The organism is Virgibacillus sp. GM2-2, assembly GCF_055329585.1.
Genome location: NZ_JBUZWC010000003.1, coordinates 1 through 13,102, shown reverse-complemented (window position 1 = coordinate 13,102; position 13,102 = coordinate 1). Strand labels below are relative to the sequence as shown.

Sequence of the window (13,102 nt, the reverse complement as noted above, 5' to 3'; positions counted from 1 at the left end):
ATATACTGTTTGTATATTATTAAAGAAGGAGGGTATCCAATGAATGATCAGGATCGCCGTTCGATGCCCTTATTTGCAATAGGAACTGTTATGAAACTAACTGAATTAACAGCACGACAAATTAGATACTATGAAGATAATGGCTTAATTCAGCCAGCTAGAACAACTGGAAATCAACGATTATTTTCATTCAACGACGTTGATCGTCTGTTAGAAATTAAGAACCTGCTTGATAAAGGGGTTAATTTGGCTGGAGTGAAAATAATGTTAGATCCAACTGTTAACCAGGAGGATTCTGTTGAAGAAAAGCCAACTGAACTTACTGACCGAGAGTTAAGAAAAATGCTAAGACAAGAATTGTTTGAAGCAGGACGGTTTGGTAAATCAAGTTTACGACAAGGTGAGTTATCAAGATTTTTTCATTAAAATAAAATTGCATTTAATCCAAGGAGGATGAACCATGAGTTCAGAAATGACGAAGAAAAAAATCTTACAAAAAATTGAGGAGGAAAATGTCCGCTTTGTTCGCTTGCAGTTTACAGACATGCTAGGAACAATCAAAAATGTTGAAATTCCACTTAGCCAGCTGGACAAAGCATTAGATAATAAAATGATGTTTGATGGATCATCAATTGAAGGCTTTGTACGTATTGAAGAATCAGACATGTATTTACATCCTGATTTAGACACATTTGTTGTCTATCCATGGACTTCAGATAAAGGTAAAGTAGCACGATTTATATGTGATATTTATAATCCAGATGGTACTCCATTTGAAGGTTGTCCTAGATATAATTTAAAACGTAACCTTAAAAAGATGGAGAAACTAGGATTTGATGCTTTTAATATTGGAACAGAGCCTGAGTTTTTCTTGTTTAAGCTAGACGAAAAAGGTGATCCTTCACTAGAATTAAATGATAGAGGTGGGTACTTCGACCTTGCTCCTACTGATTTAGGAGAAAATTGTCGTCGTGACATCGTACTGGAATTAGAAGAAATGGGATTTGAAATTGAGGCTTCCCATCACGAGGTAGCACCTGGGCAACATGAAATTGACTTTAAATATTCTGATGCGGTTAAACATGCAGATGATATACAAACCTTTAAGTTAGTAGTAAAAACAATTGCGCGTAAACATAATCTACACGCAACGTTTATGCCAAAACCGTTATTCGGTGTAAATGGATCTGGAATGCATGTAAACATGTCCTTGTTTAAAGGGAATCAAAATATGTTTTATGATGAAAAGGGAGATATGGAACTTAGTGAGCTAATGTTTCAATTTACTGCCGGAATTATTAAACACGCAACGAACTTTACTGCAGTTACAAATCCTACAGTAAATTCATATAAGCGTTTAGTCCCAGGCTATGAAGCACCTTGTTATGTTGCTTGGTCCGGTCAAAACCGTAGCCCTTTAGTACGTATTCCTTATTCAAGAGGTTTGAGTACTCGAATGGAAGTACGAAGTGTGGACCCTGCTGCAAATCCATATTTAGCTATGGCTGTATTGCTAGCAGCTGGACTGGATGGTATTGAAAATAAACTACAACCACCTAAGCCAGTTGACCGTAATATTTACGCTATGGATAAAGCAGAGCGAGTAAAAAATGGCGTAAAAGATCTTCCTGCAACGTTAATGGATGCTCTTAAAGAACTTGAACAGGATGAAATTATTAAAGAGGCTCTTGGTGATCACTTGTATGAACATTTTGTAGAAGCAAAAGAAATTGAATGGGATATGTTCCGTACTACTGTCCATCCTTGGGAAAGAGAACAATATTTGACAAGCTATTAATTAAAATGATCAGGTAAGTAGTCATAAGCTACACGAAAAACCCTTTCCAAACATGTAAAAAACAGTCCAATTTATAAATTGGACTGTTTTTTCATGGTTAGACTTCCAATCGGATATTTTTAATGGTATAAACGCCGTTACACTATTGACTCAAATTCATACTATACCCTACTGGGAGGTGATTGCATGGGATATAGAAGTAACAAATTCTTTCAGGAGCGTAATCGTATGCGACAGCTTGTTGAGGATAAAAGAGAAAGGGAGTATGATGGTCTCGACCAAGAACAGGATGACAATTGCGATTGTGACTGTTGTAAGCGCAGGAGAAGAAGAAATCGAATTAATAATGACTTTTGGTATTAAGCAAGCTTGTACCTAACTTAATTCTAATGAGAAAAAATAACAGGCAAATAATAATTCCAAAACTTTGGTTAATGACTGTATGTTGAGATTATATCGTGTTACGCTCATCTGGTCATTTTCTAATTAAAAAACCCTTTGTGCAATTAGATGCATCAAGGGTTTTTATGGTTTTAATGAATTGTTCTATGCAGTCCAGTAACCTTGCCAAGTATTGTTACATTTTGATAAATCAAAGGTTCCATTGTCGCGTTTTCAGGTTGTAAGCGAATATGATCCTTTTCCTTAAAGAATCGTTTTACAGTAGCTTCATCTTCATCTGTCATTGCCACTACAATATCACCGTTTTGAGCCGTGTTTTGTTGTTTAACAATTACCTTATCTCCATCAAGTATTCCAGCCTCAATCATGCTCTCTCCTTGAATCTCTAAAACAAAAATAATATCGTCTGGTGAAGAAGAAGAGCTTGGTAGTGGAATAAATTCATCAATATTTTCTACAGCTGTGATAGGAATACCTGCTGTGACTTTACCAATAACGGGAGCGTACCTAACTGCATCTTTTGGTACGTTATTTTCCAATGACAAATCTAGTACTTCAATTGCACGTGGTTTAGTAGGGTCTCTTCTTATATAACCTTTACTTTCTAAGCGGGATAAATGACCATGTACGGTTGAACTAGATGCTAGACCAACAGCTTCTGCAATTTCCCTAACAGAAGGTGGATAACCTTTCTTGCTAACTTCATCTTTAATATACTCAAGAATTTTCTCTTGTCTTTTTGATAGTTTTGTCATCTATCTAACACCTCACGCATAGGATTTATTACTGATAGTTTATCACTGATTTTAAAGGAAAGCAAACATTCGTTCGAAAAAATGTTGACAAGACCATATGTTCGGGTGTATTCTAATAAATAGATAAAGCGAACAAAGGTTCCTATAATCAGAAAGGGATGATCATATGTTTAGTAATATAACAAAAACAGATGCATTTTATTTAATAGCTTTCGGATTAACTCTAGCATTTTTATACTTTTCAATGGTATCAAGTGCATAATTACAAATCGTTAATTCAACTTATCGGAGAGAATTGATTATGAAAACAATCATCTATTGTCGAGTAAGTACAGACAAACAAACACAAGAGACATCTATAGCACGACAAGAGCAAGAATTACTTCAGTTAGCAAAAGCTTCAGGTTTTACGGTAGTAGCTATCATAAAGGAACAGGCTAGTGGTTACGAAATAGAGCGTGATGGAATATTTGAGATGTTAGAGTACTTCACAAATCATAAAGCTGAATATTTACTTGTGCAGGATGAAACAAGATTAGGACGCGGCAATACAAAAATCGCATTGTTTCATCAACTAAAAAAATTGAATGTAACCATATACTCATCAATTCATAATGGTGAACTTGAACTCACTGAGTCAGACTCGATGGTATTACAGATAGTTGGAATTGTTGAAGAATATCAACGAAAAATTCATAATACAAAAATAAAAAGAGGCATGAATAAGGCAATACAAGAAGGTTATCGACCAGGAGATAACCTATCAAATCATAATAAAGCACATGGGCGGGAACGAAAGAATTTTCCAATTGAAGAAGTTGTTCGATTACGAGAAAAAAAATTAACCTTTAACGAAATTGCCTCGACGTTGAGGGGACTTGGATTTGATGTTTCAAAGGCAACGGTTCATAGACGATATCAAGAATTTCTAAATTCTTGAATAAACATATATAGAACGGTAAGATAGTAAAGCAGGGACTCGTAAAAGTTCTTGCTTTTTATATTTTCTTCACACTGACAGGAAGTATAAAGGAGATCAGTATAAGAGCAACGAAGGCATTGGCCTTATGTCATGGTGATAAGCCAATCTTTCAAAAATCAAGTGTACAAAATACACGTTAAATGACGAGTGAACAACGATATATATTTAATTGTACAGAGGAGGTATAGCCTTGATATCGAAGGAGAAATTAGAGCGTATAAATCTACTAGCAAAAAAGGCTAAAGCGGAAGGATTAACAGAAAAAGAAAAACAGGAACAAAAAAAACTTAGAAAAGAATATTTAAATAATGTACGTTCATCATTTAAAAACCAATTTAAAACGATGACTGTTATGGATCCAGAAGGAAATGATGTAACACCCAAAAAGGTAAAAGATCTACAAAAAAAGAATAATAACAATCAATAGAAATGAAAACATGAAATATGGATACGATAATAGAAAATCATACTTGTTACAACTTGTTTTTCATTATAGAATTGAGTAGGACAAAACAAGTTTCGACAAGAAAGGGGAATTTTATGTCAACAAACGTAGAGAACTTATCAATAAATACTATTCGTACATTGTCAATCGATGCTATTGAAAATGCTAATTCAGGACATCCGGGTTTACCAATGGGTGCGGCCCCGATGGCGTACACATTATGGACAGATTTTATGAATCAGAATCCAAAGAATTCAAAATGGTTTAACAGAGACCGATTCGTTTTATCTGCAGGTCATGGATCTATGCTTTTATATAGCTTACTTCACTTATCTGGTTTTGATGTAACAATCGATGATTTAAAGAATTTTAGACAATGGAATTCAAGAACTCCGGGTCATCCTGAGGTTCACCATACAGATGGAGTAGAGGCTACAACTGGACCATTAGGACAGGGTATTGCCATGTCTGTCGGAATGGCAATGGCAGAGGCACATCTGGCTGGTACATTTAATAAGGACGATTTATCGATCGTTGATCATTATACGTATGCACTCGTTAGTGACGGCGACTTAATGGAAGGTATCTCACACGAAGCAGCTTCATTAGCTGGACACCTTGGTTTAGGTAAATTAATTGCTTTGTATGATTCAAATGATATTTCACTTGACGGAGAATTAGATCGTTCTTTTTCCGACAATACAGAAGAACGTTTTAAAGCTTATGGATGGCAAGTTCTACGAGTGGAGGATGGCAATGATCTTACTGCATTGCGAAATGCAATAAAAGAAGCTCGTGACAATGTTGAACAACCGACACTTATTGAAGTGAAAACTGTAATTGGTTATGGTTCCCCTAATAAATCAGCATCTTCAGCATCGCATGGTTCACCATTAGGTGCTGATGAAGTGAAGCTTACGAAGGAAACGTATAAATGGACACATAAAGACTTTCACGTTCCTGAGGAAGTTTACGCTGACTTCAATGAAAAAATAGGTAAAAACGGTGCTGATGCAGAAGCAAATTGGAATCAATTACTAGACACTTACAATGAAAAATACCCTGAAGACGGCAAAAAATTAGCATTGGCAATGTCAGGTGAACTTCCAGTAGATTGGGAAAAAGAACTGCCGAGTTATGAGCCGAACAAGGATAAGTTAGCGACACGCGCTTCATCCGGTGAGGTGTTAAATGCAATTGCAAACACAGTACCTAATTTCTTTGGTGGAAGTGCAGATTTAGCAGGATCAAATAAAACATCTGTCAAAAATCAAGAAGATTTCTCTCGAGTAAATTATGCAGGAAAAAATATTTGGTTCGGGGTTCGTGAATTCGCCATGGCTGCTGCACTTAATGGTATGGCGCTACATGGCGGATTGAAAGTCTACGCTGGTACATTCTTTGTGTTTAGTGATTATTTACGTCCAGCTGTACGTTTATCAGCGATCATGAATCTACCAGTTACTTATGTGTTTACACATGATTCAATCGCTGTAGGTGAAGATGGACCTACACACGAACCGATTGAGCATTTACCAGCGTTCCGTGCAATGCCTGGGTTATCATTAATTCGTCCAGCAGATGGAAACGAGACTCAGGCAGCATGGCGCTTAGCACTTGAATCAACCAACAAACCGACTGCTCTCGTATTAACTAGACAAGACTTACCGACTTTAGAAGGTACAAAACAACATGCATATGAAGGGGTTAAGCGTGGAGCATATGTGATAAGTAAATCTAAGAAAGATACACCAGATGCGTTGTTACTTGCAACTGGATCAGAGGTTCAGTTGGCAATTCGAGCACAGAAAGAATTAGAATCAAAAGATATTCATGTAAATGTAGTAAGCATGCCATCATGGGATCGTTTTATGGAACAAGATCCTTCTTACCAAAATGAAGTAATTCTACCAGAAGTGAAAAGTCGTATTGCTATCGAAATGGCTTCACCGTTTGGTTGGGAACGCTTTGTTGGGGACCAAGGGGCAGTTATTGGAATTGACACATTTGGTGCTTCAGCAAATGGTGAGAAAGTTATGGAAGAGTACGGATTTACAGTTGAAAATGTTGTACAACACGTAGAAAAGCTAATTAAGTAAGGATTAAGGAGATTCCAGCATCAGTTGGAATCTCTTTTTTATAACGTCAGAAAGTATAAATTATGGTAGACCTTATAAGAAAAACTTCGACATTCGCTATTAAGGGCGAGGCGAATGCCGAGTTTATCTAAGCACTGATTTTATGGATATCAGTATAAGGGCAACGAAGGCTTTCGCATTAAAACTTGGTCATTTTCTAACCATTAAAATTGATTAATAATAAGTAGTTTTTTATTCTCGACAAAACTAGTGTATTAATGCAACCTATTCTGACATTTTTTTGAAGTAGCATACGCTATTATATGAAAAAAGGAGTGATATTGTTGCATACTTATTCTATATTCGCTATTAAAAATGAATTTGCACTACGTTACTACTATAAAAGTGATATTCTTTATCGTTTTTTAAAACAATACCATGAAACCAATAAAAGTCAGGTGATAACTGAACAGTTTGATGACCTAACTTGCATTTTTTCACCAAAAGAGTTGAATAATAAAATTAAATCATTGTATAATAACAAGGCTAATGTAAAAGATGGTAATAATGCGTTAGAAATTGAGCAGGATAACTATTATATTTCTTTACATATTAAAGAAAAACAGATAGACTTTCGTTGTGAAATGCTTCACGATGCAGAAATATTGTTATTTCCGATTTTGCAATTATTCCATCCATCCTTATTTGTTTTAGAACAGAATGTAAATAACTATGGTTGGATTTCTCCAGTAACAAAGATGCAGAATGATTTGTACAAGCAAGTATTGTATTCTACTCTTTGATTTACTATACTGTATGAGAGACAACATGAAGGGGGAAGCTTGAAAATGGGCACGATTTGGGTCGTATTAATTGCTATATTGGCTCTTATTGTTGGTGTTGCTCTTGGATTCTTCATTGCAAGAAAATATATGATGAATTACTTAAAGAAAAACCCACCAATTAATGAACAAATGCTTAGAACGATGATGATGCAAATGGGTCAAAAACCATCACAAAAGAAAATTAATCAAATGATGCGTGCAATGAACAATCAACAAGGTAAGTAAACGCTGATACAACAAGGGTTACAGTGTTTTATCATAAAAATGTTCTTTGTCGAAAATAGTGTTGGCTTAATTTTTCTTAGGACACTATATAATATTTGGTTAATTTTTCTAAAAGCCACTTTTTCTGATGAAAAATCAATCAGAGGGAGTGGTTTTTATGTTGTTAGAAGATGCTTTGGAAGAATACCGTTATCATTGTTTAGCACGTAATTTCACCAAAAAGACAATGATCAACAAGAATCAGGAGTATAAGCAGTTAAAAGTATTCCTGAAAGAAAAAAGAGGAATAGTTGATTTAGAATCAGTTACAAGCCATGATTTAAAGTCCTATGTACGCTCAAAACAAGGTCTTAAAGCACAAAGTATTATATCAATGGCTAAAATGGTCAAAGCGTTCTTTAACTGGTGTATAAAAGAAGAATACATTACCGAGAACCCAATGAATAAAGTAACGTTGCCAAAACTTCCTAAACTATTACTTACTGGACTTACTACAAGAGAAGTAGTTAGTATGATGGAATCCTTTAACAACAAGGATTATTTAGAAGTTAGAAACAAAGCAATAATTGCTATGATGTCAGATTGTGGTTTACGTGCAATGGAAATAGCAGGATTAAAAGAAAGTAGTGTATACGATACAAAAATAAAGGTATATGGTAAAGGAAACAAAGAACGTATGGTATTTGTCAGTCCTGCACTCAAAAAGATACTGATACGCTATGAACGTATTAAAAAACAGTATTTCAAAAACAGGATCAAATACAACGATAATTATTTTCTTGCATATCAAGGGAAATCAATGTCAACCGTAGCAGTTTATAATCTTGTTATTGAAGCGTCTGATCGAGTAGGAATAAAGGGGAAAAGAGTTTCTCCGCACATGTTTCGTCATTATTTCGCTGTACAGTCCATCATGGCAGGTATTGATTTGTATAGTTTAAGCAGATTGCTTGGACATTCTGATGTATCTACTACACAACGATACTTACAAACACTTCAGGATAGCGAATTAGGTGACAAAGCATTATCTAGTAGTCCACTTATGAATTTGAATAAGGGGGCATACTAATGGAAGTGAAAAATGTAAATGGAAAAATTGAAATGAATGGATCATATTTAGAGGTTGCGTCACTGGTTACTGCTTTAGACCACTATATTATACTAAATCCTGATAAAGATGATTATGAATTATTAAAGAAATGGTCAGAAAAACTTCATAATCCATTTGTAACTAAATAAAAAGAATTAAGAATATTTAGAACCTTATTTATCTTAATAGGAATGTAAACAATTAGTGGTATTTATCTTAATAGGTATAACAAGAAATAAAGGTGTTATAAAATAGAACCTTATTTATCTTAATAGGAAATCAAAAAATCGTGTATAAATAGATGATATTTATCTTAATAGGATACCAAGAAATAAATTACATTATCTTTAAACGTCCTGAGACACGAATAGGGCGTTTTTCTTTTGTTGTAATATATTTGGACTGGATTAATATTTAAACGCTGATATTAATGGCTCAGTATTGTATTTGTATAAATAGATACAACAGTAAACGTCATACAGTTGCTTTTATTTATCTTAATAGGATACCAAGAAATAATACTAGAAGTTTAGACAAATCTTAAATCTCTTGTCCCCCAACGGATACAGTGATTGTTGGATTATTTGTATATATGATAGTGATAAAAATATTACCATTTAGGAAAATAGAACCTTATGTTTCTTAATAGGAGTGTCCAACAGAGTTAATCCTTGAAACATCTACTCTACCAAAGGATTCAGCGTTTACTGGTAAGTTGTACTAGTGATAGAAGAAGGAGAAAATGTTAAGGGTTTAGAAAATCTATGAACCGTTGATATATAGGGTTTATCTCAGAAAAAATTTTTCACGAATCTCAAAATACTTGGTACAACTATGTTTGGCGGACTTTCGTAACTTCACCATAAAGGAATAATAACTAGAAGTTTAGAAACCCTCAAAATCCTTGATATGACGTATGTTACGATTAAGAGCACATTTGCACATAATCATTTTCCATTACAAATCCCTTGCCACACAAGGGTTAGAGCACCAGATATTATCATTTTCACGGATCGTCTTTAAAGGAAGTAATTTAGGAAAATAGAACATGCTCAAAACCAAGTCATATTAGGTATTATCATAAAGTCATGCACATTTAGTGGTGTAAAAATTGGCTATTAAGATAGATATGATGTGGCTTAATAATGATTTTTTGTGGATCGTCTTTAAAGGAAACAAGTAATGTTCGAAATAGAAAAGCGCTGAAATCCTTATCTGCCAAAGGATTCATGAGTTTTTACATAAAATAGAAATTAAACAGTTATCTTCTTTCTCTTACGTACCAACAGATACAGATTTTTTCACGGATCGTCTTTAAAGGAAGTGAACGAAAATAAAACATGAACAAATGTAAAAAGTACGTCTTAAACTTAATCATATCAACATGTTTGTCTATTATTGAGATAATACCCTTTAAAGGAAGAATAAAAAAAGGTGTAAATTTATTAATATTTTGTAAGGTGAAAATTTTTAAACGTAGTCATATCAGGCGTTTTCAAGGTCGTCTAATGGTAAAAGAAAATGGTGGAACACTACTAGATAAGAGTTCGATTCTGGAAAATCCTTGTACCCCTTGCGTATCAATAAGTTCGTCTAATGTATATATTTACCAAAATCACAATAACATTGATTTATCAACATTCTTGTGAAAAGTTCGATGGTCTCTAAGGGAACGAATACGCAAGCGTAGATGAAAAAAACAAAGGGAATACAGGGCTAATAAAAAACGTGTATAAATAGAGAAATCTCAAACCTCTTGTCTCCCAAAGATTTTAGGAGTTATTGGCAAAAAGTACTAGTGATAGAAATAAGAGAATGTTTGATTTAGAGAAATCTTAAACTTCTTGATATACAAAGGATACAGCGTTTATCGGTAAATAGTATATATGAAAGAGATACAAAAACTACCACTATTAGAACCTTATTTATCTTTATAGGTATCCTGAAAATGTGAAGTTATTTTTACCATTTAGAAAATGCTCAAAACACGCATGAATACTGACGTTCTAAAATGTGTCGGTAAATTGTACTAGTGACAGAAGTTAATAATTCGATTTAGACACTCAATTTAAAGATTTGCCGACGCTGGTCGGAAGTTTGAATGTTTAAATGGGTTTATTAACCCTGTAATAATGAGAGTTGTATTTCATTATTATCTTCCTAATTTTACCTTAGTCAAGGTTCACATCTTGACTTCAACTTTCTGTGAGTAGTCGTATTGGCTACTCTTATTTTTTTATTCATATTTATTCATCATATATATGATCATTATTTTTAGGGGGTGTAAGAAATGGATTTAACAAGTATTCCAATAGACGTATGGTTGTCACAAGGAATCTTTGCGGTGTTATTTGTATGGTTATTAATAACAACACGCAAGGAATCAAAGGAACGTGAAGATAAATTATATACGCAAATTGAAAAGCAGAATTTAGTACAAAGTAAAATTGTTGGTTCACTGGAACGTATAGAAACAAATATTAATAATTTGAAAGGTGGTAATAAGTAATGGCAGAAATAACAGCAATGGCTTATACATATGTTCGTGAAGATGTTATGAATAGAGTTAGTCGTGTTCAATTACGAGATGATACAGGTGCAACAATATTGGACAAGCCAATTACAGACACTAGATTTACATGGGTTCACCCTACAAAGGAAATACAAACTGGATATGATCAAGTAGGAAATCCTTTGTATTCAACTGTTCCTGATTCACAAACATTACAATTACAGATTGTGATTAGTGGTACAGATGTAAGCGTCAAATACTCCCCACATATTAATGCTAGGTCATTCATGCGATAATCTTCCTAGCAATTAATTGGGAGGTTAGTCGATGACCAAAGTAGATAAACGAATAGAGTGGAAAGAGCGTTACGATGCGTGGAAAGCCAGTGGTGAAAGTGTAGCTGCATGGTGTCGTGTACAAGAGATAAAGGATTATCAAATGTACTACTGGATCAAACAGTTCGAAGGTGATGAGACTACCTCATCTGATACACAGTGGCTTGCAGTGAACGTAAACAATCAATCGGTAAATGCCTTACCTAGACAGGATCCCATTTTTATTCATGTTGGATCTATCTCTGTCGAGGTTCGCTCTGGTACCAATCGTGCACTTTTATCAGATGTGATCCATGTGTTACAAAATCCATGCTGACCAATTTTCACTATGAACGGGTTTACCTAGCACGTGGCAGTACAGATCTTCGCAAGTCCATTGATGGACTCGCCGTTATTGTAAAAGAGTGCTTTCAACTTGATCCCTTTTCTCCTTGTTTATTCGTATTCTGTAATCGGAAACGGGATAAGTTAAAAATTCTTCAATGGGAACACAACGGATTTTGGTTACATTATCGTCGATTGGAACGCGGAACATTTCATTGGCCATCCGAAAAGGAAACGGATCCAATGGATATTAGTCCACGCCAACTACGTTGGTTACTAGACGGATTGCCAATCGAGCAGAAAAAGGCACACCGGGAAGTGACAACACGTACCATTCTATAACTATTTGAAATATGGAAATATGGGAATTCGACTAGTCAGGTCGGGTTCTTTTTCGTATACTAAATGTATGAAAAAGACGGAGCAACCATCAAACGAATCAATTGAATATTACATTGAGCGCACCGAAAAGCTAGAAATGGAAAACGAAGCGTTGGAAGCGAAACTAAAATGGTATGAAGAACAGTTTCGCCTAAGCCAGCAGCGTCAATTCGGCTCCTCTAGTGAGAAGGTCCATCCAGATCAATTATCCATTTTTAATGAAGCTGAGGTTACGACAGATCAAACGGTTGAAGAACCAACTGTCGAGACCATTACCTATCAACGCAAGAAAAAGGGTGGACAAAGAGATCAGATGCTGGAAAACCTGCCTACGGAAACGATTGAATATCGTTTGCCAGCCGAGGAACAGGTCTGTTCGTGTTGCGCCGGTGCGTTACATGAAATGAGCACGGAAGTGCGTCGAGAAATTGACATTATTCCAGCACAAGCGAAGGTAAAGAAACATATTCGCTATGTGTATAGTTGCCGTCATTGTGAGCGCAATGGGATCGAAACCCCAATTGTGACAGCGTCGATGCCAGCACCGGTTTATCCAGGAAGCCTCGCTTCCGCTTCCGCGATGGCTTATACGATGACACAAAAATATGTGGAGAGTATGCCGCTGTATCGTCAAGAGAAGCATCTAGAGCGATTTGGTTTGTCTATACCACGCCAAACCTTGGCAAACTGGATGATGTATGGTGCGAATACGTGGCTGAACATCATTTACGATGAACTATATGCTCACCTTCTCAAGCAGGATATTTTACACGCGGATGAGACCACGTTGCAGGTTCTTTCAGAACCAGATCGTCCAGCAACATCAACTTCTTATATGTGGTTATATCGTACAGGACGAAAAAGTTCGCCAGTTGTTCTGTATGATTATCAGCAAACCCGTGCGAATAAACATGTCCGCCGTTTTTTAGC

Annotated in this window: 16 protein-coding genes; 15 read left to right on the top strand and 1 reads right to left on the bottom strand. The window is 35.3% G+C overall.

The annotated features are described in order from the left end of the window. Positions 1-39: 39 nt before the first annotated feature. The 3 genes from ACY9Z2_RS05115 (at position 40) to ACY9Z2_RS05105 (ending at position 2,161) form a co-directional block, all read left to right on the top strand. Positions 40-426: a MerR family transcriptional regulator gene (locus tag ACY9Z2_RS05115; RefSeq protein ID WP_463608537.1), complete on the top strand. Its 387-nt coding sequence runs from the start codon at positions 40-42 to the stop codon at positions 424-426. Positions 427-460: 34 nt separating this feature from the next. Continuing rightward, positions 461-1,798, top strand: coding sequence for a type I glutamate--ammonia ligase (glnA, locus tag ACY9Z2_RS05110; protein WP_463608536.1), 1,338 nt, complete (start codon positions 461-463; stop codon positions 1,796-1,798). Between the two features lie 186 nt (positions 1,799-1,984). After that, positions 1,985-2,161, top strand: coding sequence for a hypothetical protein (locus tag ACY9Z2_RS05105; RefSeq protein WP_463608535.1), 177 nt, complete (start codon positions 1,985-1,987; stop codon positions 2,159-2,161). 170 nt (positions 2,162-2,331) lie between these two features. On the opposite strand, the gene lexA is transcribed toward ACY9Z2_RS05105, so the two are convergent. Next, positions 2,332-2,955, bottom strand: coding sequence for a transcriptional repressor LexA (gene lexA / locus ACY9Z2_RS05100; RefSeq protein WP_463608534.1), 624 nt, complete (start codon positions 2,953-2,955; stop codon positions 2,332-2,334). 301 nt (positions 2,956-3,256) lie between these two features. Here lexA and ACY9Z2_RS05095 point away from each other — a divergent pair, with 301 nt between their 5' ends. From ACY9Z2_RS05095 to tnpC, 12 genes are all read left to right on the top strand, one after another. After that, positions 3,257-3,895 carry a YneB family resolvase-like protein gene (locus tag ACY9Z2_RS05095; RefSeq protein WP_463608533.1) on the top strand — a complete coding sequence of 213 codons (639 nt, stop codon included), beginning with the start codon at positions 3,257-3,259 and terminating at the stop codon, positions 3,893-3,895. Positions 3,896-4,127: 232 nt separating this feature from the next. Beyond that, positions 4,128-4,364, top strand: coding sequence for a DUF896 domain-containing protein (locus ACY9Z2_RS05090; protein ID WP_463608532.1), 237 nt, complete (start codon positions 4,128-4,130; stop codon positions 4,362-4,364). Positions 4,365-4,477: 113 nt separating this feature from the next. Next, on the top strand, positions 4,478-6,481 hold the full coding sequence (gene tkt / locus ACY9Z2_RS05085; protein WP_463608531.1) for a transketolase: 2,004 nt from the start codon (positions 4,478-4,480) through the stop codon (positions 6,479-6,481). A 323-nt stretch (positions 6,482-6,804) separates the two neighbouring features. Then, positions 6,805-7,263 carry a sporulation inhibitor of replication protein SirA gene (gene sirA, locus ACY9Z2_RS05080; RefSeq protein ID WP_463608530.1) on the top strand — a complete coding sequence of 153 codons (459 nt, stop codon included), beginning with the start codon at positions 6,805-6,807 and terminating at the stop codon, positions 7,261-7,263. Between the two features lie 45 nt (positions 7,264-7,308). Then, on the top strand, positions 7,309-7,530 hold the full coding sequence (locus ACY9Z2_RS05075; protein WP_089062699.1) for a YneF family protein: 222 nt from the start codon (positions 7,309-7,311) through the stop codon (positions 7,528-7,530). 157 nt (positions 7,531-7,687) lie between these two features. Next, positions 7,688-8,599, top strand: coding sequence for a tyrosine-type recombinase/integrase (locus ACY9Z2_RS05070; RefSeq protein WP_463608529.1), 912 nt, complete (start codon positions 7,688-7,690; stop codon positions 8,597-8,599). Then, a complete protein-coding gene (locus tag ACY9Z2_RS05065; protein WP_463608528.1) occupies positions 8,599-8,769 on the top strand; it encodes a hypothetical protein in 171 nt (56 codons plus the stop codon). Before ACY9Z2_RS05070 ends, ACY9Z2_RS05065 begins: the two co-directional genes overlap by 1 nt. A 2,141-nt stretch (positions 8,770-10,910) precedes the next feature. Next, positions 10,911-11,129, top strand: a complete 219-nt coding sequence (locus tag ACY9Z2_RS05060; protein ID WP_463608527.1) for a BhlA/UviB family holin-like peptide — start codon at positions 10,911-10,913, stop codon at positions 11,127-11,129. Further along, the gene (locus ACY9Z2_RS05055) at positions 11,129-11,428 is read left to right on the top strand and encodes a hypothetical protein (RefSeq protein WP_463608526.1); all 300 of its coding nucleotides are present in this window, start codon (positions 11,129-11,131) and stop codon (positions 11,426-11,428) included. Before ACY9Z2_RS05060 ends, ACY9Z2_RS05055 begins: the two co-directional genes overlap by 1 nt. Before the next feature lie 31 nt (positions 11,429-11,459). Further along, on the top strand, positions 11,460-11,783 hold the full coding sequence (tnpA, locus tag ACY9Z2_RS05050) for an IS66 family insertion sequence element accessory protein TnpA (RefSeq protein WP_463608525.1): 324 nt from the start codon (positions 11,460-11,462) through the stop codon (positions 11,781-11,783). Continuing rightward, positions 11,777-12,133: an IS66 family insertion sequence element accessory protein TnpB gene (gene tnpB / locus ACY9Z2_RS05045; protein ID WP_463608524.1), complete on the top strand. Its 357-nt coding sequence runs from the start codon at positions 11,777-11,779 to the stop codon at positions 12,131-12,133. The genes tnpA and tnpB overlap by 7 nt, the downstream gene beginning before the upstream one ends. A 67-nt stretch (positions 12,134-12,200) precedes the next feature. Beyond that, positions 12,201-13,102, top strand: a 902-nt coding sequence (gene tnpC, locus ACY9Z2_RS05040; RefSeq protein ID WP_463608523.1) for an IS66 family transposase, incomplete at its 3' end; no start/stop codon positions are given.

What these genes read in the sequence shown, in the direction of transcription:
- ACY9Z2_RS05115 (WP_463608537.1), top strand. Translation starts at nt 40, where the DNA reads ATGAATGATCAGGATCGCCGTTCGATGCCCTTATTTGCAATAGGAACT.
- glnA (WP_463608536.1), top strand. Translation starts at nt 461, where the DNA reads ATGAGTTCAGAAATGACGAAGAAAAAAATCTTACAAAAAATTGAGGAG.
- ACY9Z2_RS05105 (WP_463608535.1), top strand. Translation starts at nt 1,985, where the DNA reads ATGGGATATAGAAGTAACAAATTCTTTCAGGAGCGTAATCGTATGCGA.
- lexA (WP_463608534.1), bottom strand. Translation starts at nt 2,955, where the DNA reads ATGACAAAACTATCAAAAAGACAAGAGAAAATTCTTGAGTATATTAAA.
- ACY9Z2_RS05095 (WP_463608533.1), top strand. Translation starts at nt 3,257, where the DNA reads ATGAAAACAATCATCTATTGTCGAGTAAGTACAGACAAACAAACACAA.
- tkt (WP_463608531.1), top strand. Translation starts at nt 4,478, where the DNA reads ATGTCAACAAACGTAGAGAACTTATCAATAAATACTATTCGTACATTG.
- ACY9Z2_RS05075 (WP_089062699.1), top strand. Translation starts at nt 7,309, where the DNA reads ATGGGCACGATTTGGGTCGTATTAATTGCTATATTGGCTCTTATTGTT.
- ACY9Z2_RS05070 (WP_463608529.1), top strand. Translation starts at nt 7,688, where the DNA reads ATGTTGTTAGAAGATGCTTTGGAAGAATACCGTTATCATTGTTTAGCA.
- ACY9Z2_RS05065 (WP_463608528.1), top strand. Translation starts at nt 8,599, where the DNA reads ATGGAAGTGAAAAATGTAAATGGAAAAATTGAAATGAATGGATCATAT.
- ACY9Z2_RS05060 (WP_463608527.1), top strand. Translation starts at nt 10,911, where the DNA reads ATGGATTTAACAAGTATTCCAATAGACGTATGGTTGTCACAAGGAATC.
- ACY9Z2_RS05055 (WP_463608526.1), top strand. Translation starts at nt 11,129, where the DNA reads ATGGCAGAAATAACAGCAATGGCTTATACATATGTTCGTGAAGATGTT.
- tnpA (WP_463608525.1), top strand. Translation starts at nt 11,460, where the DNA reads ATGACCAAAGTAGATAAACGAATAGAGTGGAAAGAGCGTTACGATGCG.
- tnpB (WP_463608524.1), top strand. Translation starts at nt 11,777, where the DNA reads ATGCTGACCAATTTTCACTATGAACGGGTTTACCTAGCACGTGGCAGT.